The organism is Chryseobacterium sp. G0201, assembly GCF_003815655.1.
GTDB lineage: Bacteria > Bacteroidota > Bacteroidia > Flavobacteriales > Weeksellaceae > Chryseobacterium.
On sequence record NZ_CP033917.1, the window covers coordinates 2,079,744 to 2,102,936 of the forward strand.

Genomic DNA, 23,193 nt, shown 5'->3' on the forward strand with positions numbered 1-23,193 from the left:
TTGGAAAACACAAAAAATCCGGAGCATTAAAACTTCGGATTTGTATTTTAATGATAAACAATATCGTAAATTTCATCTTTAACCTCCTTCAGATTTTCAGGAGAATAATTTGATAACAACCACATATCAATAGGATTTTTTCCTTCGCCGTAACTTGGCTGCACATATATTTCATCAAGAAGTTTAAAGCCATTTTTCTGATAAAATGAATAGCGTCTTTTTGCATCTTCTCCTAAATGTTCGGGTTCGATCTCTAAAATAATTCGGGGGTAATTGTCAAATAAATATCCGGTAATATGTGATCCGAATTTCTGACTTCTAAATTCTTTAAACACTTCAAAATGTTCAACAAAAACAAAGTTGCTCAATTCCCAAAGGATGAGGTAACCGATCGTTTTTGATTCGTGTAAAACAGAAATTATTTTGACATTTGAATTTTCAAAAAGCTTTATAAATTTATCCCAATCCCGTCTTTCATCCTCGGGAAAGGAGCTTGAATAGGAAGTGTAGATTTCCTGGACTCTAAAGTCGTCTGATGATGTAATCGGTAAAAATTCCATAGTTTATAAATCGAAAACGCTTGGCCTTCTTGTAATAAAAATATCTTTAATCCAAAGGGTAAACGCTAATCCTAAATAGATAAGAAAGAAAAAACCTGCCGTGGCAAAAGTAGAGTAGATAAAGAAAACCCTCAGTTTAGACACAGGAATTCCCAATTTAGCGCCCATTCTTGTAAGAACGCCAAACCATTCTCTTTCCATTTTATGGCGGATATTATCGAACATTTTAGGTTTCTTTTAAAAGTTTAATCCAATACCGCAATTTAAGCAATTTTTTTCTTCGCAGGAATTTTTATAGTGATAAATCAGGCTCTGACTTTCCAGGGCATTTTTAGTTTTTAAACCAAGGTTTTTCCATTGATCGATGATTGAATTTTTTTCTGATGAAATGTTCGTGTAAAATTCTAAAATCTCACTAGTGATTTCTTCATTGTGATATTGATGATAAGTATATTTTAAAGGAAGAATGGAGTTTAAAATAATTAATTCAATGAAATCTTTAGTCAAAACTTTAGGTTGATCAACTGTTGAAATTTTCCCGAAATTAAAATGATTATCCCAATATTTCGAAGCTTTTACATTCTTAAATAGTTCAAATAATTCGACAGAACTTTTCGCAAAAATGATCTTTGAAAATAAACTGTGATGCTGATGGTAAAGATTAGCCAATTGCGACAAACGAATAGTAGGGAAATTCGGAGGTCTTAATCTTAAAAATTTAGGACGAAATTTTAAATCTGAGATATTGAATTTAGCTTTAACAAAATCAAATTCTCGCTTCCAAATTTGCATTTGGTCATCTTTTGGATTTTCCAACCAACCGGAAATCCCGAAGAATAAAGCTTCAAGCTGAGTTTCGTTCTGTTTGATTTTATTGATGATCGTGAAATCAATACTTTCTGCAATTTGTTTAAAAATAAAAGCATTTACTTTTAACCCAAAAGAGTAGGCGAGATGATGAAAAAGGACGGCTTCGAAATTATTTTTATATAATTCTAAACTTTCCTCTATCTCCAAAGATTTCTGTTCCAGTTTTTTTAGAATATTTTCCTCATGAAAATGGATCGGAATTTTAGTCTGATCAAAAATATTTTCGCAGGGAATAAATTGATTTTCACTGACCAATTTTTCATATTTCCAGAGAATATTTTCATCGATGAAACTTTTTAATTCCAGTGTTGGAATATTTTTATTTTTCAGTTCATCAATATCAGCATCGTTTTGAAAAACAACGTGAAGAATAATGTTTTGGTAATTGGGATCTATAGAATGATTATGAAATATCCAGTCGGAGGATTTTACGTGAAGCTCGATATTTCCTGCAAAAATTACATTGTTGATTTTAATTTTCGCCAATAAAAAATCGGGTCCGGAATCGGTATTCCATTTGCCGAAATCTAATATTTCAACGGAATTTCCTTCAATATCCTTGAAGTCAAAATGTTTGAAAATCTTAAAGTTCCAAAGATATTGAAGTAGTTTTTCCGTCATGAGTGTCTTACAAATATAGCTGACTGCTATACTTTAGACAACTCTTTTTTAAAATTTTCTATTGTTGTTCTATACATTTCTTCATATATAGGAAGAATGTTTTTCAAATCGAATTTTATCGCTTGTTCTTTCGCATTTATCTTCATTTGGGTTAAAAGTTCTTCATTGCTCAACAATTTGATCGTATAGTTGCTCATCGCTTCTACATTTCCAATTTCGGCTAAGAAACCTGTTTCTCCCTGGATATTTACTTCAGGAATTCCACCTGCATTTGAACTGATAACCGGAGTATTTGCAGCCATCGCTTCCAACGCTGCCAGACCAAAACTTTCCTGCTCAGAAGGTAATAAAAATACGTCTGAAAGCTGAAGAATTCTATACAAATCATTCACTTTTCCTAAAAGACGAATTTTTGAGATCAGATCCGGATTTTCTTCTAAAAACTGATTAACTTTTTCCATATCAGGACCTTCTCCGATAATGATCAGTTTAGATTTTACTTTATTCTGAACATTTTTAAATATCTGAAGAACTTCTTCCACACGTTTTACAGGACGTAAATTGGATACGTGAATCAATATTTTTTCGTCAGGATTCGCAAATTGAGTTCTCTGACAATCGCTAGGCTCGTCAAATTCAGAATTATCAATAAAATTGGTAATTACCTGAATCTCTTTTTTGATCTTAAAAAACTGTAGTGTATCTCTTTTTAAGCTTTCAGAAACAGAAGTGATCGCATCTGATTGATTAATCGAGAATTCTACGGCATGTTTGTAACTTGGATGCTGACCTACAAGCGTAATATCAGTCCCGTGAAGCGTTGTTACCAACGGAATGTCGTTGTTATCTTCCTGTAACATTTGCTTAGCTGTAAATGCCGCGTAAGCGTAAGGAATCGCATAATGTGCATGTAGCAAATCCAGTTTATAAAGATTCACGACACGGTAAATCATCGAGCTTAACGCAATATCATAAGGCTGATATTGGAAAAGCGGGTAAGTCTGAACATTTACTCTGTGAAAGAAAATATTCGGATTGGTGATGTCTAATCTTGCGGGAAGAGCCGAGCTGATGAAATGTACTTCATAGCCTTTGTTGGCAAGAGACATTCCAAGTTCTGTTGCCACGATTCCGCTTCCGCCGTATGTTGGGTAGCAAAGTATGCCTATTTTCATTAGTTTATTGTTGTTTTTTTGGATGTTGTAAATACTGTTGAACTTACTTTTGTGTTTGAAGCGGAAGTAGGGTTTAAATCAATCCCCATTCCTGCTTTCAATTTATCATTAACTGAAACAGGAAGTCTGCCCCAGATTTTTGTTTTTCCGTTGAATGCATTTGCTGTTGCAATCATTGAGTCATCATTGTTTTCATAAGAAACGAGAACGGTTGAAACTTTTGAAATATCAATATCTTTCAACGCGTAAGTACTTCCGAAAATATTTAGAATAACATTTTGAGTTTTTGTTAAATCAGATAAAACTTTTTTAGAGGTATCTGATATTTTATAAGGTTTGTAAGCTGTTGAATTGTCTTTATGAAAAGCAACAATTACAGTAGAATTTTTTGGAATTGAATTAATCTCTCCAGCTTTTTTAATAATTACATTTGAACCCAATTGAGAAGCAAATGTCTGATAAGGTGCTTCTTCCAAAGGAACGTAATACACTTGTTTTCCGTTCAATGGAAGCAATTTTTTATCGTCTTTTATTAAGGTCAGAGCATTTGAATATAAATTTTGAACTAGATTTTTGTGAGAATCGTTGTTCAGATCCTGATTTACATTTTCAGGATTTTTTGGAGTGTATTGAGTTAATCCTAAATAATATTTTGTCAATAAAATTTTCTTTACACTTTCTTCAACTCTAGCTTGAGGAATTTCTCCATTGTCAATTGCTTTTTGGATTAATTTTTTTCCGTTAGCCACACCTTGAGAAAACAGCATGATATCATTTCCTGCTTTGAAGGCCATTGCATCCAGCTCTCCCGGATTATATTTGTTGGCAACAGCGCCCATGTTTAGGGCATCAGTGATAATTAAACCTTTATAGCCTAATTTTTCTTTCAATAAACCTGTGATGATATTTTTAGAAACGGAAGCCGGAATGCCTTTTCCCGATTCTAAACTCGGAACATACAAGTGAGCAACCATAACACCGCCAATTCCTTTATTCATCAATGCTTTGAAAGGTGCTAATTCGACAGTATTAAGTCTTTCTAAACTATGGGAAACTACTGGAAGATCAAGGTGTGAATCTGTACTTGTATCACCGTGTCCAGGGAAATGCTTTATTGCTGCAAGAATGTTATTATCCTGAAGTCCGTTTGAATAAGATAATGCCGAATTGATCACATTATCAACCTCAGAGCCAAAACTCCTGTTTCCGATAATCGGATTGTTTGGATTGGTGTTGACGTCAACAACTGGGGCAAAATCCCAATTAATGCCCATTCTGTGGCAGTCTTCGGCTATTTTGGCAGACATCTGATACAGTAAATTTTTATCCTGAATAGCTCCCAAAGTCATTGCCCAAGGGAATTTATGTGCCGCAGCGATTCTTTGGTATAAACCCCATTCTGCATCCATCCCGATCATCAATGGGATCTTAGATTTTTGCTGAAATTCATTAACTAGGTTAATTTCTCTCGCTGCATCATCCTGCATCAGGATCAAACCACCGATTTTATCGTTTAAAACAATATTTCTTACCTGATTGATATGGTTCTCGTCTTTATTGGTATATAAAGCAACAATAAAAAGCTGACCTAATTTTTCATCCTGTGAAAGTGATTTGTACGTTTTGTCAACCCATTGATTTGCCTTGTCCACATCTGCCTGAGAAATGCCTTTAGGCTGGTATTGAGCCGATATTTTAGAACTAATACATAGAAATACAAAGAGGGAAGTATAAACTATTTTTTTCATGACTTTTTGAATATGAACAAAAATACAATTAAAAAAACGATGAAAACAAAGTTTTTGAGTTTTTTGGTATATGTTTTGAATAAGCCATATCAATAATAATTAAACTTTTATAAAATGAAAAAATTTCTTCCAATTTTACTATTAGCTTTTGTGAGCTTATTCATATTTAGCTGTGATAATGACGACGACGTAATACAAGGCCAAGATAGTGATACAGTAGCTGTAATGAAAGATGCCACAGGAACATTCTCAAGTGGTAATAATTTTACCCTTGGATTAGATATTAATATTGCAAGTACAGATGTAGTTTTAGTATACAAAAGAGTAGGAAATGTTTGGCAAATTATTCCTAAAACATATTATTTAGACGATGTTCAAAACTTGCCAACAGGTAGAGAGCTAGATTATAATTTCGATTTTACGTCTCAGGATGTGGAAATCAGAACTACTGCAAACTTTAATCAGGCAACACAGATGACATCTGCAGAAACAAATCAATATTTAGTAAATCAGACATTTAGAATTGTACTTGTTCCTGCTAATGCTGCCGGAAAAGCTTCTAAATCTGCTGGTTTAGACTATAAAGATTATAATGCTGTAGTTAAATATTATAATCTTAATGATTCTAATGTTACTAACACTAAAGTAAATTAAGAATATATCTTTTCAATTTTTTATAATTAAAAAGGCTCCGAAAGAAATTTCTTTCGGAGCCTTTGCTTTTATGAAGTTTAATTATTTATCGTTATCATCGAGAAGATGTCCAAAATAATCTTTCTTTGTCTGTAAGTATTCTTTACTATTTTCGTTGGCCGGAATTTGTAAAGGTATTCTTGAATTGAGATGAATATTGCTTTTCTCTACATGTTTCACCTTTTCAGGATTGTTTGTAAGAAGGTTGATATCTTTTACATCTAATAAGTTTAAGATCTCAATGGCCACTTCAAAGTTTCTGTCGTCTGCCGGAAGTCCTAGTTTTAGGTTGGCTTCCACGGTGTCAAAACCTTTTTCCTGAAGAGAGTAAGCTTTAAGCTTATTGATAATTCCTATATTTCTTCCTTCCTGTCGAAGATAAATTATCATTCCTCCATTTTCATGGGTATATTTCATTGCGGCATCCAGTTGCTGCCCACATTCACATTTTTTTGAATGGAAAACTTCTCCGGTAATACATTCTGAGTGGAAACGTACATTTACAGGCTTAGAAAAGTCTGTATTTTCGGCGATAATAGCCATATGAGGCATCCAGTCGTTCTCATTTTCGGAGAAAGCAATCATTCGGAAACTGCCGTGTTCTGTAGGAACATTGGCCTCCGCCTGAATTTTTATCATTAATTAGTTACGAATTAGTTTTTAATTTCCTTTTAAAGAATCTTCGATAACGGTAATATTGGTTTTCAATCTTACCAAATATCTGTTAAGTACTTCGTCATCATCTTTGTTAAGATTCTGTCTCAGTTTCTGAATTTTTTTATAAGATTTTTCGAAGCTTTTAATTGCTCTGTTTTTTCCTGAAAGATTATTTGCATCAATTGCATAGAGGTAATTCTGTAAACTATATTTCAAATTTAATACTTCCTCATTTAAGTTCACATTTTTGAACTTCGGAAAAGTTGAAATGAGATTTGAGATCTCTGATGCATTAACATTTTCTTTAATATTTATATCGATGCTTTTCTTAACTCCTCTATCGGAATCAGAACCTTTGGCTTCGCTATAAAAATTATTAGACAGCGGAGAAAAATTTAATTTTTCCGTTGCGCAGGAAGATGTTATAATTATTAGTACTCCGAAAAAAAATAGTCGTTTCATTTTTGCCCCTTTTGATAAAGGATTGGGTTAAGACTATCATCGTTGTACATTTTCATTTGTTTGTACACTTTCATCTTAACGTTACCGTTCTCAATATCAGTAAGCAACTGATTAATAGAAGTAAATAGGTCCTCTTTCTGATCTAGAAGCACATCTAGTTTTGCCTGGCAATTCTTTCGGTGCTCTTCAGAAGCGGATTCTCTATTGGCTTCTAATGACATGTGATAAACCTTTAACGCAAGGATAGATAATCTGTCTACAGCCCAAGCTGGAGTTTCAGTATTGATCTTTGCATCAGATTTAGGAGTTATATTTTCATATTTATTAAGAAACCAACTATCAATAAATTCCACCAAATCAGTTCTTTTCTGATTAGAAGCGTCTATTGTTCTCTTTAATTGAAGAGCTTCAGTTGGATCTATGTTCTCATCTCTAATAATATCTTCCAAATGCCATTGAACGGTATCAATCCAGTTCTTTGCATACAAAATTCGTTCCAAACTATCTTTCTCGAACGGGTTATTAATTAGAGTGTTAACGTCATCAAGCACGTGATAATCTTCAATAGAAGTATTAAAGACTTGCCATGCAATCTCTGTAAAGTTCATTAATTCTGTAGAATTTTAGTTGCTGGTGGGGTTATTATCAGTAGAAGATTTCTTTTCAGAACCTGGTTTGTCTTCTTCTTTTACAGCATCTTTAAATTCTTTAATACCTGAACCAACACCTCTCATTAATTCCGGAATTTTTTTACCTCCAAAAAGTAACACAAGAAGTACAGCTACGATAAGGATATGTTGCCAAGATAAGGCTAATATTGTTAGTGTTTGCATTGCTTAATTTTTTACAAAGTTAATCTATTTTTTAATAGGAAACCCAACCTAGTGGATCAACTGGTGTAGTTCCGCTCCAAACTTGGAAATCAAGGGTGTAAGAACCGTCAAAATCCTGACCTACAACCCCTACCGGAGTGCCTGCTGATACCTGTTGTCCTTTAGAAACATTTACACCTCCCAAGTTGGAATAGATTGTAAAATAACTTCCATGTTTGATCATAACGGTTTTTGTACCGTCACTATTTGCTAAGATCGAAGAAACGGTTCCAGGGAATACAGATTTCGCACGTGTACCTGAAGGTACAGATATCTTGATTCCATTATTTTCTTCAACAATATTTTTGAAAACCGGGTGAGGCTGTCTTCCGAATCGGTGGGTAACCTGCCCTTTATCTACAGGGAAACCTAATCTTCCTCTGTTATCTGCAAAGTTATTTCCTGCAACTGTAGATGTTACCCCAAAGTTGGTCATCGCTTTGGTTTCTGCAGCTTTTTTCTCGGCGTCTTTTTTCTTTGTAAGTGCAGCTTCTGCAGCCCTTGCGGCAATTAATTTGTTTGATGCTTCTCTAGCTCTTGCATTAGCTTCTTCTGATGCTTTTGTAGCAGCTACTTTTCTTGCTTCATCTTTTGCATTGGCTTCCGCTCTTGCAGCTTCTTCTGTACGTTTCTTTTCTTCAGCAGCTCTTTTTGCAGCTAGTTCTGTTGCTCTTTTAGATTCTGCTTCAGCTAATAACCTTTCTTTTTCCAAGGCTTCTGCTCTGGCTCTGTTTTCAGCTTCAATTCTTGCTTTTTCTCTTTCGGCTGCGATTTTTGCAAGACGTATTTTTTCAGCTTCCGCTTTTCTTCTTGCTTCTTCTTCAGCTTTAGCGATTCTTATTTCTTCTGCAATGATCGATCTAATTTGTCCTTCAAGAGCTTTAGACTGAGTTTGCTTTTGTTTAAGCTCGACAGTTAACTGAGATTCATTTTTCTTAAATTCAGCAACAAGCTGTTCTTTTTGAGCTCTTTCGGCGTTGATTGTTGTTAAATCTTTTTGTTGATTTACTAAAAGCTGCTCTTTATCTTTAATTGATTTTTGTCTCTGAGTAATGGTGTTTTTTATCTGAGCAGCGGCATTTGAAATTTCAGCTGCTTTTTTATCTTGATAATCAGCGTATTGTTTTAAATACTGAACCCTTCTTATCGCTTCACCCATATTTTTGGCAGAAAGAATAAAAGTTACTTTATTCTGTACGCCTTTATTTTTATAGGCATTCACCAAAACTTCGGCATAATTCTTTCTGAGAACTGCCAATTCTTTGTTCTGACGGTTGATTTCCAATTGACGAAGGTAAATGTCATCTTCAATAAATCTTTTCTCTTTTTGAGTATTGGTGTACACCTTTTCTCTTAAAGCTAGTTTTTTATTGACGTTGGTAAGGTAGGATATAGAAAGTTTAGATTCGCTTCTGGTTTTAGCTAAATCTGAATTTATTTGTGCAATTTGTTTTTTAAGGTCAGCATTCTGCTTTTGTAATTGCTCTTTTTTTTGCCCATATTGCAATGAGAACAGCAAAATACCTATTAAAAAGCTAATTTTTTTAATCATTTAATCTCGATTTTCTTATAACTGGATGGTACTGAATACGGTGTTTCCATCGGGGAAAAGTCAAATTTCGTATTTTCTAGTAAAATCTGACTGCTTTTTGACCCTTTTATAATTATTTTAACATTTTTAGGTAAACGAATTCCATTATATTCATCCCAATTGCTGTAAGATATTTCTAATTCGTCCGGAGATAAAACATCTTTTAAATTTACATTCAATAAATCATAATTAGTATCATATTGCAAGGTAATTTTATATTCTCTTGTTTTTTCATCAGTAACGATTTTTTGATTTGCGTTGGATGTCATTTTAAACCCCTGAGCATTTTTTGTAAGGGTAAACTGTGAATCACTGATCTTTACAAATGTTCTTCCCATTAATATTTTTTCCAAAGATTTATAATCAATGAAATTGACATTCAGTAAGTTATTAAGATAATCGAAATCTGAATCGATATATGATTTACTTGTTCGGTCGAGCCCTTTAACACCTTCAGGAGTTGCAACTCCTCTTGCCACCCCAAGAAATAATGCAGTTAAGTTCATCCAAACTTTTTTATTATTTTCAATATATATCGTAGCATCAAGCGTAGGAATAAAATTTCCTGTTTCAACATTTACCTTGCTACTAATTTTTATCTGATCAAATTTCGGTGGAATAAGAACATGTTCAAAAAATGTAATTTTATCTCTTACAGGTTCATTGGCATCTTTAGGATTTCCATCGTCTTTTACTACGATAGTGCTGTCATTAATGTTGTTGTTCTTTTTAGCAGCATTTCTTGTCTTACAGGATGACAATACGAAAAGCAGTAAAATTAATGGGATCCAGTTTTTCATGTATTTATCTTTTCAATTAAAAATAATACTTTGCAATATTAACGCCAAACCACACAAAACATTTTGTGTGGTTTGAAGATATATAATTTAAATTAATTTCTGATCTTATCTAGACAAAAAATCTAAAACAGAATAATCTCCTAATGAGATCTCTCTAGAAACTCCAAAATACTGAGCAGAATTTCCGATCATTGAATTAGAAAGGTTTCCGTGATTGATTCTTGTGTTTTCCTGAATCAAAGAGTTCTCAATGTTTGAATTTACTACAATTGTGTTGTTTCCTAAAGAAACTCCAGGACCTACTTTTGAGTTTGAAATTTTCACATTTTCACCAATAAAACAAGGCTGAATGATCAATGAATTTTCGATAACTGCAGAAGCCGGGTAAGTAGACATTTCTTCTATTTCGTAGGCAAGAATTTTACTGTTGGTTTCTACGGTTGCATTTTTATTACCGCAATCCATCCAGTCGTTTACTTTTCCTAGAGAGAATTTTGCGCCTTTTGCTCTTAAGTTTTCCAACGCTGTTGTTAATTGATATTCTCCACCGTTTTTAATATCATTATCCATGATATAATTGATCTCGCTCATCAATTTTTCAGCACTATTGAAATAATAAATACCGATAATAGCAAGGTCTGAAACGAAAGTAGTTGGTTTTTCAACAAAATCGGTAATGAAACCGTAGTTGTCTAATTTTACAACTCCAAAAGCAGAAGGATCTTCTACGCTTTTTACCCAAATTACACCATCAGAATTTTTATCTAAAACAAAATCTGCACGGAAAAGTGTGTCTGCAAAAGCGATTACAACGTCTCCTTGCATTGATGCTTCAGCACATTTGATAGCATGAGCAGTTCCCAAAGGATCATTTTGATAATAAATGCTTCCTTTAGCACCTAGTTTTTCAGCGATCTGAATTAATGATTTTTCGATCTCAGGACCAAAATCTCCGATGATAAAAGCTACTTCTTCAATTTCTTCTCCAGCAACTTTAGCAATATCTTCAACCAATCTTTGAACAATCGGTTTTCCGGCAATCGGAATAAGAGGTTTTGGAACCGTCAATGTATGAGGACGTAATCTGGAACCACGTCCAGCCATAGGTACTATAATTTTCATTTATATAATTCTGGGTGTTTTATAATTAAAGTATTATTGATTTATCGGTTAAAGATAATAATTAAAACGATTTTTATGATTGAATTTTATTAAGCTTTAATATGTTTGTTTAATTTTTTAAACAAAATTGTTTAGCATCAAAATTGAGACCAATTTTTAGCTTTTTTTAATCCGGGAAAGAATCATGTCTTTTTCTGAGTAGATTAAAATACCTATGAAAATTAAAAATAATAGATTACTCATTAAAATATTATAGTTAAGATATTTCACAATGATAAAGCTGAAAAATCCAAGTAATATTAAGAAGAAAGACATTTTTTTCATTCTATAAGGTATAGGGTAGTATTTCTGACCTAATATATAAGACACAATCATCATGATAAGATACGCTCCGAAAGTTGCCCATGCAGAACCAATCATGCTGTGATAATAATTTAATGCTAAAAGGTTAAAAGCGATATTGATACCTGCTCCAAGCCATGAAATAATAGTTCCAACGCTGGTTCTGTCTGTTACTTTATACCAAGTGGAAAAGTTATAATATATTCCGAAGCAAAGATTGGCCACTACAATAATCGGGATGATATCTATTGCGATCCAATAGGATTTGTTGGGAATGAAAACATCTTTCAGCCATGCAATATTAGCGATAATTCCTAAAGCGACGGCACATGCAAAGAATGCAAAATATTCGGCAACTTTAGCATAAGTTTTCTTGGCGTCACCTTTATCCATTTGTTTAAAAAAGAAAGGTTCAATCCCCATTCGGTAAGCTGTAACGAATAATGTCATGAGGACTGCCAATTTATAACAACCACCGTAAGCGCCAGCCTCTTCGTCTGAAATATAATTTCTTTGTACAGATTTATCGAAGTTTTCATTGACCATAAAAGCTAATCCTGCAAGCATTAACGGAAACGAATATTTAATCATACGTCCGAATAAAGAGGTTATAAACTGAAATCTGACCTTTAATAGAATTGGAAGCAATAATAAGAAACCTAAAGCACTTCCCGCAAGATTACTAAAAAACGGATAGTCGACATTTTGGTCTAAACCAATGCTTTTTGAAACATTTTCCGGAATCCAGAAAAATAATGCTGCTGTGAAAACTGCCTGAAATACTGCCTGAATAATTCTTACTGCAGAATATTTGATGGGTTTGTTATGAAAACGCAACCAAGCAAACGGAATCACCAATAAGTTGTCAAAAAAAGCAATCATTGCAAACCATTTGATATATTCAGGATTATCATGATACCCTGCATAATCAGCTATAGGCTGGTTAAATAAATAGCATAAAGCGAGGAAAACAGTAGAAGTTGAAAACAAAAACCAAAACGAAGTATTGAAGGTTTTCTTCTCATTACCTTCTTCAGCAGAAAATCTAAAATAAGCCGTTTCAAAACCAAAAGAAAGTATAATGTTAACAAAAGAAATCCATGCGTATAGTTGTGTGAAAATCGCAAAACCTTCATTGGGAATTTTATAAATCAAAAGTGGATTAAGGATAAACAAAATAATCCTTGGGGCTATGGCTCCTACTCCGTAGATGATTGTCTGCCCTAATAGTTTCTTATACAAAGTCGAAATTTTTTTACAAATGTAAATATTTAGAAATTGATTTTTTATCAGCAACGTTAAAATTCATTCATAAACCTTAATTTTGTGTTTTATAGAAGCTAGATAGTAGAAGTTAGAAACTAGTGATTGATATTTTAATCATAATTTATAACTCAAAATTTTTTCTAACTTCTACTATCTAACATCTAATTTCTAAATAAAAATGAAGACCTTAATCAAAAACGTAAAAATCGTCAACGAAGGAAAGATCGTTGAAGGTGATATTTTAATTGAAAATGATTTAATTTCTAAAATAGATTCTCAAATTTCTGAAGAAGCAGATCAAATTATTGATGGTGAAGGAAAATATCTTTTGCCAGGAGTGATTGATGATCAGGTACATTTTCGTGATCCGGGACTGACTCATAAAGGCGATATTGAAACCGAATCTCGTGCTGCTATTGCTGGTGGAATTACAAGTTTCATCGATCAGCCAAATACGGTTCCGAATGCTGTGACACAGGAATTATTAGCTGATAAATATGAAATAGGTTCTCAAAAAGCGTATGCCAACTACGGCTTCATGATGGGCGGAACAAATGATAATTTGGAAGAAGTTTTGAAAACAAATCCAAGAAATGTTCCCGGAATTAAACTGTTTCTAGGTTCTTCAACAGGAAATATGTTGGTCGACAATCCTGAAACGCTGGAAAATATTTTTAGCAATACTAAAATGCTGATTGCCGTTCACTGCGAAGATGAAGCAACGATTAAAGCCAATACTCAAAAATATCTGGATGAATATGGGGAAGATATTCCGGTAAAATTTCACCATTTAATCAGAAGTGAAGAAGCTTGTTATAAATCTTCTTCAAAAGCAATTGAGTTGGCAAAAAAAACAGGAGCAAGACTTCATGTTTTTCACCTTTCGACAGCGAAAGAAATGGAACTTTTCAGAAATGATATTCCTTTAAAAGATAAAAAAATTACTGCTGAAGTTTGCGTTCATCATTTGACGTTCACCAATGAAGATTACGATACAAAAGGTGGATTAATCAAATGGAATCCTGCCGTAAAAACTCAAAAAGACAAAGATGTACTTTGGGAAGCTTTGCTGGACGACAGAATTGATGTGATCGCCACAGACCACGCGCCTCACACTTGGGAAGAAAAACAGAATGTTTATACTAAATGTCCTTCCGGTGCGCCTTTAGTTCAACATTCTTTAGTTGTAATGCTTGAAAATTATATCAACGGAAAAATTTCTTTAGAAAAAATCGTTGAGAAAATGTCTCATAATCCAGCGATTCTTTTCAGAGTGGAGAAAAGAGGTTTCGTAAGAGAAGGGTATAAAGCTGATTTAGTTTTGGTTGATTTAAATGAAAACTGGACGGTTGCCAAAGAAAATATCCTTTACAAATGTGGTTGGAGTCCATTGGAAGGGACGAATTTCCATTCTAAAGTGACCCACACTTTTGTCAATGGAAATCTGGTTTACGATAACGGAAAAATTAATGAACAAAAATTCGGAGAGCGTTTGCTTTTTGAAGTTCAGGAATAAATATAACAAACTAATGATATCATAGGAGCGGGCTTTAGCCCGCTTTTTCATTTACCTTATTTAGCCAAAACATAATTTTTCTCTCGCAGATTTTTAAACGCAATCATCTGTGAAAATCTGAGAAATCTGTGGGAAAATTAATTAAAAGACTGCCGAAATTCCAAAGGCGAAACATTAGTTTTCTTCTTAAAAAGTGTACTGAAAGACTGTGAATGCTCAAATCCTAGCTCATAAGCAATTTCACTTATCGAAAGTTCCGTTGTCGAAAGCTTTTCTTTTGCCTTACTGATCAATTTTTCGTGGATATGTTGCTGCGTATTTTGTCCCGTATGAACTCTCAAAAAATCACTTAAATAATTAGCGGAAAGATTCATCGCCTCAGCAATTTGGTGAACCGTTAAAAGACCTTTTTCGGATGATTCCGTATTAAAATAATCATTTAAATAAGATTCAAATTTCGTTAAAAGCTGATGGCTTCCACTTTTTCGGGTGATAAACTGTCTCTCATAAAATCGCTTGGAATAATTCAGCAATAATTCGATTTGCGACAAAATAATTTCCTGCGTATGATGGTCGATATGTTGATATTCTTTATCAATTTTATATAGAATTTCGAGCAAATCATTCTCTTCATCTTCAGATAAATGCAGCGCTTCATTTACGGCATAGGAAAAAAATCCGTAAGAAGAAATCGTTTTTGCTAAAGAGTGGTTCAGCAAAAAATCTTCATGAAAAATAAGCAGATAACCTGTATTTTCACAATCCATTGTCTTCAAATCCAGATATTGAACCTGATTGGGCGCTGTAAAACTCAATACCCCTTTGTCATAATCATAATGTTGCTGTCCGTATTTTATTTTTCCTTTCGCATTTCTTTTCAGGGCGACACAATAATATCTGCTGACAAAACCTTTCCAGACATCATCTTCAATAAAAATACTTTCATGAAGGTTGATAACACTTACCATCGTATGCTTTGGTTCAGGAAGTGAAAGCAATCTGTGAAATGCCGAAATAGATTTTATCGTGTTCATAATTTTTAAGTTTTAATAATAATTTTTTTGGCGCCTTAGAACTTCGTTCGTAAGCTTCGATAAAGCTTTCGCTTTTTCTCACTTATGTCTTCCACTCCCGCTTTTTTGCTTCGCAAAAAGAGCTCCGTTCAAGCCGGGGCGCGATTGTATTGTGTTTTTAAGATAAACCTCATAGGTTTCAAAAACCTATGAGGTTTGAGTTATTTTCAACAATTAAAGTTACAAATTAATAATCCAACAATCCCATGCTGAATTCATCATAAGGAGCTCCTGTATCTGTTCCTAAAGGTACAATACTTTCCAGCTTCTGAATGTCAGATTCGCTTAAGATAATTTTACTTGCTTCAATATTTTGTTCAACATATTTTCTGCGTTTCGTTCCCGGAATTGGTACGATTCCTTTGCTGATAATCCAAGCTAGAGCCAATTGAGAAGAAGAGATATCTTTTTCCTTTGCCAGATTTTCAATCGCTTCTACCAGTTCAATATTTTTATGGAAATGTTCCCCTTGAAAACGCGGAATTCCTCTTCGGAAATCATTTTCCGGCAAATCATCAATCGAACGGATTTGCCCTGATAAAAATCCTCTGCCCAAAGGTGAATAAGCGACAAAACCAATTCCCAATTCATTTAGCGTTTGGATAACACCTTTTTCTTCAACCGTTCTTTCAAACAGAGAGAATTCACTCTGAACTGCAGAAATCGGATGAATTGCGTGTGCTCTTTTCACAGTCTCAGAAGAAACTTCGGACAAACCGATATAACCGATTTTTCCTTCTTTCACCAAATCGCTCATCGCTCCAACAGTCTCTTCAACAGGAATGTTTTTATCCAAGCGATGCATATAATAAAGGTCGATGTAATCAGTTTTCAGATTTTTAAGAGAACGTTCAATCGATTTTTTTACATAATCTTTAGTTCCGTTAATTTTCCAGGTGATTTGTTCATTATCATCAATTTCCCAACCGAATTTTGTTGCGATAATATATTGGCCCCGGTTTCCTTCAATTGCCTTTGCAATTAACCGTTCATTTGTAAAAGGTCCGTACAGATCGGCAGTATCCAGAAAGTTGCCACCCAATTCCAAAGAACGGTGGATGGTTGCGATAGCTTCTTTTTCATCAGCTTTTCCATACGTATCTGCCTCACCAAAACCTGTCATTCCCATGCATCCCAAACCGATATTCGGAATGATTAAACCCTGACTTCCTAATTTTACTTGATTCAATTTCATATTGTTAAATTTTATTGATACAAAATTCAACAGAAATTAAGAATCTGATGTATGCAAAACCATGATTGTCGTATTCAAATTACGGATTGTATTTTTTAATTTTAAAAAGATACAACACAATCATCTGTGAAAATCTGAGAAATCTGTGGGAGGATTTATCTAACTTTTGTCTTCCCGGTACGAGTCTAAACAACGTACATAAAGCTATGTTTAGATTCCACGCTCCACTACGTTCCGCTCTGAATGACAAGTTTTGTGAATATTCGAATGACAAACTTACACTTAATTATTTGTGAAAAATTAGTGCAAAACATTAGTGTAATTTGTGTTTAAATATTATTTCTTCGCCCTAGAACTCATATAAAAGCTCAATTTCCCGCCATTCATAATTTCAGAATGTTTCAATGTAAAGTTTTTTATTTCTTTTCCATTTAAAAGGATTTTTTCAACATAGACATTCTTCGGACTTTGATTAATCGCCTCAATTTCAAAAATTTTTCCGTTCTCTAAATTCAAAACTGCATTGTCAATTGCCGGACTTCCGATGGCATAATCTTCCGAACCCGGAGCAACCGGATAAAAGCCAAGCGAACTCAAAATATACCACGCGCTCATTTGTCCGGTATCATCGTTTCCGCCCAATCCATCGGGAGTGGCTTTGTATTGCATTTCTAAAATTCGTCTGATTTGTGCCTGAGTTTTCCAGGGTTGTCCGGCCCAATTATAAAAATAGGCAACATGATGTGCCGGTTCGTTTCCGTGAACGTATCCGCCGATAATTCCTTCTCTTGTAATGTCTTCTGTGTCTGCAAAAAATTCGTCTGGCAAGTGCATGGTGAACAATTCATCCAATTTTGAAGCAAATTTTTTCTTTCCGCCCATCATTTTTATTAGTTCATCGGGATTTTGAGGAACGAAGAAACTGTAATTCCAGGAATTTCCTTCAATAAAACCTTGTCCGTGGGTACTTAATGCATTAAAATCTTTCTTAAAGCTTCCATCGGCTAAACGAGGACGCATAAATCCGATCGTTTTATCAAAATTGTTTTTCCAGTTTTCAGAACGTTTGATGAATTGATTGAAAATTTCCGTTTCACCCAAATGTTTAGCCAATTGGGCAATTGCCCAGTCGTCATACGCATATTCCAGTGTATTGGAAACCGAAGTTCCGTTTTTTTCGGCAGGAATATATCCTAAATCAATATATTGTCCGATGCCTTCATAATCTCTTTTATTGGCTGTTTCAACGCATGCTTTTAACGCTTCTTTTGGATCTCCGTCATAATTTCCTTTAATAATCACATCTGCAACGACACTCACGCTGTGATAGCCGCTCATGCACCAATTATCATTGGCATAATGCGACCAAATCGGTAACATTTTCATTGAAAACTGATTGTAATGAGCCATCATCGATTTCACCATATCACCATTTCTTTTTGGCTGAATAATATTAAAGAAAGGATGAAGCGCACGGTAAGTGTCCCAAATTGAGAAAGTTGTATAATTTGTAAAACCCTCTGCTTTGTGAATATTTTGATCTAAACCTTTATATTCTCCATTGATATCTGTATACGTTGTCGGATTGATAAACGTATGATACATCGCGGTATAGAAATTTGTCTTTTCAGTTTCAGAACCTTTAATGACAATTTTATTTAATTCTTTATTCCAATTTTCCTGTGTTTGTGCTTTGACTTGGTCAAAAGATAAATTTCCAACTTCTTTTTCTAAATTTCCTAAAGCATTGGCTTGACTTACAGGTGAAATAGCCAGCTTAACTTCAATCGCTTCACTTTCATTAGTGTCAAAATCAAAATACATTTTCAGGTTTTTTCCGGCGATCTCCGGAAAGTTTTTTGTTTGGTCAAATTTTCTCCAAAAACCATTGTAAACCTGTTTCCCGTCATAATTTTTCTGGCCGTAAGATTTAAATGGTTTTGAAAATTTCATAGCAAAATAAACGGTTCTCGTTCTTGCCCAACCGTTAGTTTGTCGGTAGCCAGTAATAGTATTTCCGTTTTCTACGCGAACATACGTCCATACATTTTTACCATCATAATTGTAAATTCCGGCCATCAAATCTAAAATAATATGAGCCTGGTCAGATTTCGGAAAAGTATAGCGATGAACTCCAACTCTGGTTGTGGCCGTTAATTCAGCCAAAATATTATGATCATCAAGTTTTACTTTGTAATAACCTGCTTCTGCTTTTTCGTTTTGATGTGAAAATCTGCTTCTGTAGCCACTTTCTGGGTTTGAAGCGGTTCCGGGATTCAATTGTAATTTTCCAACGGTTGGCATAACAAGGAAATCCCCTAAATCGGAATGTCCTGTTCCACTGAAATGGGTTGAACTGAAACCTACAATCGTTTTATCTTCGTAACGATATCCAGCACAATATTTATAGACTTCACCATTATATTTTCCGTTGAGTTCATACGAAATACTATCAGTTTCCGGACTTAATTGTACGGCTCCAAAAGGTGCTGTTGCTCCGGGATAGGTGTGTCCCATTTTTTCAGTTCCAATCAACGGATTTACATATTGATAGAGCTTTTCGAATTGTTGAGCTTTTAGATTTAAACTAAATAATAAAAATAATAGAAAAACAGAAGTTCCCGAATTTTTCATGGATAAGTAAATTTTCGAATGATAAAAGTAATCAAAATCAAAGAATAATTATTTATCATTATATCTTTTAAGATCTTTGTTTTTCAAAATTAAGTGAAACGCCTTTGTTTATCATAATTCAAAAAAAGAGGTTAGAAACCTTTGTGTTGCTTTGCGTTTAATAATCGCAAGGATAGGCAAATATTTTTGGAAGGCAATATGTTTAATTAAAGATAAACAAAGGCACTTCGTTTATATAAGTAAAATGTGTTAAGTTATTGAAGATTTATTTTTCAGAAAAGCGAAAACCTATTCCATGCAGATTTTCGATGATTACATTTTCATCCGCAAGTAATTTTCTTAATCTCGAAATAAATACATCAAGACTCCGTCCCATAAAGTAATCATCATCGCCCCAAATTGCTTTCAAAATATCTTGTCTTTTTAAAACAGTGTTTTTATTTCGAATGAAATATAATAGTAATTCAGATTCTCTTTGAGTAAGGGTAATTGTGCTTGCTGTATCTTGTAAAGTATAGTTTTTAGGGTCAAAATCATATTTTCCGACTTTGTATTTTGATGGAGTGGTGCTTGTTTTCTTTGAGCGTTTCAGGAAAACTTCGATTTTCAGAATAAGTTCTTCAATACTAAATGGTTTTACCAAATAATCGTCTGCGCCAATTTTCAAACCTTTAATTCTATCTTCTTTCAAAGCTTTTGCTGAAATAAAAATAATGGGTATTTCAGAGTTTTTATCGCGGATATATTGTGCTAATTCAAAACCGTTTAGTTCAGGCATCATAATATCTAAAAGGCAAATGTCAAAAGTTTTGGTATTGAATGCTTCAAGTGCAGATTTTCCATCAGGATAACAATCTATGTCATAATAACTTTCTAAGCTATCCTGAATCAGGAAAGCGATCGTATTGTCATCTTCTGCATATAAAATTTTAGATTTTTCCATGATTTGCACTGATATTTTTAAGAAGGTAAAAACAGAGTTATTGTAATTCCTTCATCCGTATTATTTTCAACTGAAATTTTCCAGTTGTGTTGTTGAACGATTTTTTTTACGTAAAATAAACCTAATCCAAAACCGTTCACTTCGTCGCTCTTTTTGGTATTTACTCTGTAAAATTTATCAAAAATATGAGTAATATTTTTAGATGGAATTCCCATCCCGTTATCTTTAAATTTTAAATATAAACCTTTTGAATCTTTAAAAGAAGAGATTATAATATTAGGTTTTGTTTCGCAGTACTTGATGGAGTTGTCTAAAATATTATAAATGATATTTGTAAAGTGAAATTCATCAGCAATAATTGATGTATTGTTGTCAATTTCTATTTGGACAGAAAGGTTTTCATTCTTTTGCTTTATCGTGTCGACAATTTCTACAATGAAAGGCAATAAAACTATTTTCTGAGGCTTTAATGAGAGCCCGGAGGCATCATTTTTAGCGATATTTAATATTTTTTCAATATGATTATTAAGCTTATAGCCTTGATCGGTGATAATCGATGTATAGGTTTGTAATTTAGGATTTTCCTTTATCAGTTCTTGCTTCGTGAGTGCCTCCGAAGCCAAAAGAATGGAAGAAAGAGGAGTCTTAAACTCATGGGTCATATTGTTGATAAAATCACGCTGCAGTTCTGAGAATTTTTTTTGCTGAATAATCGTATATATAGAATAAACATATACCAAAAGAATAATAATAAGGGCAAAGGTGAGTATATACCAAAAACGTAATGAACTAATCAAATACGTAGTTTTATCCGGAAAACGTATGGAGAAATAATAGACTAAATTTTTATGTTTTGGAAATTTAATCATCTTAGTGTTAGGACTTTCCTGATGGGTAGAAATATATTTTCCATACATCATTTGGTCACTACGACAATTGTATAATGCGTAAACGTAATCTGTATTTATTTGTAATCGTGTGAATTCTGTTCTCAGATAATGTTCCAGCACGGCGGGATGAAAATCATTATTAATATTAACCACATAATAATCATTGGAAATATTCTGCACCGGACTTTCGCTAAAGGAAGTTTTTCCTCCGGATAATTTTTCTACAACTTCCAGTAAAGCGATATTTACGGTTTGATTAAATTTTTCGTCCTCAATATTATAAGCCTGTCTTGTCCATAGAAGTTGAGCTATCAGAATTCCGATAATAGCGACAAAACCTAGGGTAATAATAATATTGAGTTTCTTTATTTCCATTTAATGAAGCAATATTATCCAAAAATATCTATTAATCTTTTATCATTAACAACTTATTAACAAATGTTTGATAGCGGTTAACATGTTGAAGGAACAATCAGCTTTACATTTGCTATATCAAAAAATAATAATTGTTTTTTTACATTTAACTATTAATAAAATTTATACTCATGAAAAATTTAAAGATTACAGCTCTTTTAGCAGTGTTAGCATGCTCTCCATTTTATGCAAATGTATTTCCTGCTGAAGGAACTCCTGTCGTAAAAGTAATTGCAGCTGATATCAAATGGAAAACAGAATCTATTGACGTTGGAAATATTCCTCAGGGAAAGCCAAAGTTGATCAGATTCGAATTTACAAATACATCTAAAAAGCCAATTGTTATAGAAAATGTAGCACCATCTTGTGGATGCACTACAGCAGATTATACTAAAACGCCTATTCTTCCAGGGAAAAAAGGATTTGTGGAGGCTAGCTTCAATGCCGCCGCCGCAGGTCCATTCATGAAAACGGTTAATGTTACAACAAGCGAAAGTAAAACCCCTAAAACGCTTTCATTTAAAGGAATAGTTGCTGCATAATTAATATTTAAAACAAATTTTATAGCCTGATAATTAATTATCAGGCTGTTTTTTGTTTAAGAAGCAATGCTTTTTTCGCGTCGAACAGAGAGAATAACTATTTATGGCATTATTTATCAACATATTTTAAAACTTTGCATTTTAATATTTGTTATTTTTAGGAAAAATTAAAATATATGAATCTATATACACAACCCATGTTGCGTGAAGATGCACTGAAAGATAAAGTAGCCATCGTTACAGGCGGTGGAAGCGGTCTTGGAAAAGCAATGACCAAATATTTTCTTCAATTAGGGGCAAAAGTAGTTATCACATCCAGAAATTTGGAGAAATTACAAGGAACAGCAAAAGAATTGGAAGAAGAAACAGGCGGAAAAGTTCTTTGTGTTGCATGCGACGTAAGAAATTGGGATGAGGTAGAAGCAATGAAAGAAGCTACTTTGAAAGAATTTGGAAGAATTGATATTCTATTAAATAATGCAGCAGGAAATTTCATCTCTCCAACAGAAAGATTGACGCATTCTGCTTTTGATTCTATTTTAGATATTGTGTTGAAAGGAACAAAAAACTGTACGCTTTCCGTTGGAAAACACTGGATCGACTCAAAAACTCCGGGAACGGTTTTAAATATCGTAACAACTTATGCTTGGACAGGTTCTGCATACGTTGTTCCATCTGCTTGTGCAAAAGCAGGAGTATTAGCAATGACAAGATCTCTTGCTGTGGAGTGGGGGAAATATAATATTAGATTTAATGCCATTGCGCCGGGACCATTTCCTACAAAAGGAGCTTGGGACAGATTGCTTCCGGGAGATATGAAGGATCAATTTGATTTAGCAAAGAAAAATCCTCTTAAAAGAGTAGGAGAACATCAAGAATTGGCCAATCTTGCCGCTTATCTAGTTTCTGATTTTTCATCTTTTGTGAATGGTGAAGTTGTAACAATCGATGGTGGAGAATGGCTACAGGGAGCAGGGGAATTTAATATGCTGGAAGATATTCCGCAGGAAATGTGGGATGCGCTGGAAGCGATGATTAAAGCGAAAAAATCAAACTGATAAAAGTTATAAGTTTTGAATGATAAGTGATGAGTTAATTTTGCTTATTTCTTATTGCAAAAATTAAATTTAACATAATAATTATACATCTAAAACTTCTCTCTCGCGGAGAAGTTTTATTTTTGTGGCTTACTAATTTAAAACAGATG

At 33.6% G+C, this 23,193-nt stretch carries 22 protein-coding genes; 4 read left to right on the plus strand and 18 right to left on the minus strand.

From position 1 onward, the window contains the following. Positions 1–47: 47 nt before the first annotated feature. From EG348_RS09370 to EG348_RS09390, 5 genes are read right to left on the minus strand one after another with little or no spacing between them, the layout of a single operon-like run. Positions 48–560, minus strand: coding sequence for a GNAT family N-acetyltransferase (locus EG348_RS09370; RefSeq protein WP_123982725.1), 513 nt, complete (start codon positions 558–560; stop codon positions 48–50). A 3-nt stretch (positions 561–563) separates the two neighbouring features. Then, the gene (locus EG348_RS09375; RefSeq protein WP_034712816.1) at positions 564–785 is read right to left on the minus strand and encodes a PspC family transcriptional regulator; all 222 of its coding nucleotides are present in this window, start codon (positions 783–785) and stop codon (positions 564–566) included. 12 nt (positions 786–797) lie between these two features. Then, positions 798–2,051 (minus strand): DUF2851 family protein, encoded by a 1,254-nt coding sequence (locus tag EG348_RS09380; RefSeq protein WP_123982727.1) that lies wholly within the window; start codon positions 2,049–2,051, stop codon positions 798–800. A 26-nt stretch (positions 2,052–2,077) separates the two neighbouring features. Further along, positions 2,078–3,226, minus strand: coding sequence for an N-acetyl-alpha-D-glucosaminyl L-malate synthase BshA (gene bshA, locus EG348_RS09385; protein WP_123982729.1), 1,149 nt, complete (start codon positions 3,224–3,226; stop codon positions 2,078–2,080). Then, positions 3,226–4,974 (minus strand): glycoside hydrolase family 3 protein, encoded by a 1,749-nt coding sequence (locus EG348_RS09390; protein ID WP_123982731.1) that lies wholly within the window; start codon positions 4,972–4,974, stop codon positions 3,226–3,228. The genes bshA and EG348_RS09390 overlap by 1 nt, the downstream gene beginning before the upstream one ends. Positions 4,975–5,088: 114 nt before the next feature. On the opposite strand from EG348_RS09390, the gene EG348_RS09395 reads away from it, so the two are divergent. Continuing rightward, on the plus strand, positions 5,089–5,628 hold the full coding sequence (locus EG348_RS09395; RefSeq protein ID WP_123982733.1) for a hypothetical protein: 540 nt from the start codon (positions 5,089–5,091) through the stop codon (positions 5,626–5,628). An 81-nt stretch (positions 5,629–5,709) separates the two neighbouring features. Here the strand turns inward: EG348_RS09395 and ribA are convergent, their stop codons facing one another. The 8 genes from ribA to EG348_RS09435 form a co-directional block, all read right to left on the minus strand. Further along, positions 5,710–6,306 carry a GTP cyclohydrolase II gene (gene ribA, locus EG348_RS09400; RefSeq protein WP_123982735.1) on the minus strand — a complete coding sequence of 199 codons (597 nt, stop codon included), beginning with the start codon at positions 6,304–6,306 and terminating at the stop codon, positions 5,710–5,712. Positions 6,307–6,327: 21 nt separating this feature from the next. Then, on the minus strand, positions 6,328–6,786 hold the full coding sequence (locus EG348_RS09405) for a hypothetical protein (RefSeq protein ID WP_123982737.1): 459 nt from the start codon (positions 6,784–6,786) through the stop codon (positions 6,328–6,330). After that, positions 6,783–7,394, minus strand: coding sequence for a DUF4254 domain-containing protein (locus EG348_RS09410; RefSeq protein WP_123982739.1), 612 nt, complete (start codon positions 7,392–7,394; stop codon positions 6,783–6,785). The genes EG348_RS09405 and EG348_RS09410 overlap by 4 nt, the downstream gene beginning before the upstream one ends. 15 nt (positions 7,395–7,409) lie before the next feature. Next, positions 7,410–7,619 carry a twin-arginine translocase TatA/TatE family subunit gene (locus EG348_RS09415; protein ID WP_066752633.1) on the minus strand — a complete coding sequence of 70 codons (210 nt, stop codon included), beginning with the start codon at positions 7,617–7,619 and terminating at the stop codon, positions 7,410–7,412. 31 nt (positions 7,620–7,650) lie between these two features. Beyond that, positions 7,651–9,210, minus strand: a complete 1,560-nt coding sequence (locus tag EG348_RS09420; RefSeq protein ID WP_123982741.1) for a peptidoglycan DD-metalloendopeptidase family protein — start codon at positions 9,208–9,210, stop codon at positions 7,651–7,653. Continuing rightward, positions 9,207–10,049: a DUF4292 domain-containing protein gene (locus EG348_RS09425; protein WP_123982743.1), complete on the minus strand. Its 843-nt coding sequence runs from the start codon at positions 10,047–10,049 to the stop codon at positions 9,207–9,209. Before EG348_RS09425 ends, EG348_RS09420 begins: the two co-directional genes overlap by 4 nt. A 105-nt stretch (positions 10,050–10,154) precedes the next feature. Beyond that, a complete protein-coding gene (locus tag EG348_RS09430; RefSeq protein WP_123982745.1) occupies positions 10,155–11,171 on the minus strand; it encodes a sugar phosphate nucleotidyltransferase in 1,017 nt (338 codons plus the stop codon). 156 nt (positions 11,172–11,327) lie between these two features. Next, positions 11,328–12,755 carry an oligosaccharide flippase family protein gene (locus EG348_RS09435; RefSeq protein WP_123982747.1) on the minus strand — a complete coding sequence of 476 codons (1,428 nt, stop codon included), beginning with the start codon at positions 12,753–12,755 and terminating at the stop codon, positions 11,328–11,330. A 202-nt stretch (positions 12,756–12,957) separates the two neighbouring features. Between EG348_RS09435 and EG348_RS09440 the strand changes: the two genes are divergently transcribed. Continuing rightward, entirely contained in the window at positions 12,958–14,295 is a 1,338-nt protein-coding gene (locus tag EG348_RS09440; protein ID WP_123982749.1) for a dihydroorotase, read from the plus strand. A gap of 137 nt (positions 14,296–14,432) precedes the next feature. On the opposite strand, the gene EG348_RS09445 is transcribed toward EG348_RS09440, so the two are convergent. From EG348_RS09445 to EG348_RS09465, 5 genes are all read right to left on the minus strand, one after another. Continuing rightward, complete coding sequence (locus EG348_RS09445; RefSeq protein ID WP_123982751.1) at positions 14,433–15,329, minus strand: helix-turn-helix domain-containing protein; 897 nt, start codon at positions 15,327–15,329, stop codon at positions 14,433–14,435. A gap of 226 nt (positions 15,330–15,555) precedes the next feature. Then, positions 15,556–16,563: an aldo/keto reductase gene (locus tag EG348_RS09450; RefSeq protein WP_123982753.1), complete on the minus strand. Its 1,008-nt coding sequence runs from the start codon at positions 16,561–16,563 to the stop codon at positions 15,556–15,558. Positions 16,564–16,899: 336 nt separating this feature from the next. Then, a complete protein-coding gene (locus tag EG348_RS09455) occupies positions 16,900–19,197 on the minus strand; it encodes a GH92 family glycosyl hydrolase (protein WP_123982755.1) in 2,298 nt (765 codons plus the stop codon). A 265-nt stretch (positions 19,198–19,462) separates the two neighbouring features. Beyond that, complete coding sequence (locus EG348_RS09460) at positions 19,463–20,140, minus strand: response regulator transcription factor (RefSeq protein WP_123982757.1); 678 nt, start codon at positions 20,138–20,140, stop codon at positions 19,463–19,465. A gap of 17 nt (positions 20,141–20,157) precedes the next feature. Beyond that, positions 20,158–21,405, minus strand: coding sequence for a sensor histidine kinase (locus tag EG348_RS09465; protein WP_123982759.1), 1,248 nt, complete (start codon positions 21,403–21,405; stop codon positions 20,158–20,160). A gap of 170 nt (positions 21,406–21,575) precedes the next feature. Here EG348_RS09465 and EG348_RS09470 point away from each other — a divergent pair, with 170 nt between their 5' ends. After that, positions 21,576–21,986 carry a DUF1573 domain-containing protein gene (locus EG348_RS09470; protein WP_123982761.1) on the plus strand — a complete coding sequence of 137 codons (411 nt, stop codon included), beginning with the start codon at positions 21,576–21,578 and terminating at the stop codon, positions 21,984–21,986. 176 nt (positions 21,987–22,162) lie between these two features. Then, complete coding sequence (locus tag EG348_RS09475) at positions 22,163–23,044, plus strand: SDR family oxidoreductase (protein WP_072407546.1); 882 nt, start codon at positions 22,163–22,165, stop codon at positions 23,042–23,044. The last annotated feature ends 149 nt before the right edge of the window (positions 23,045–23,193 follow it).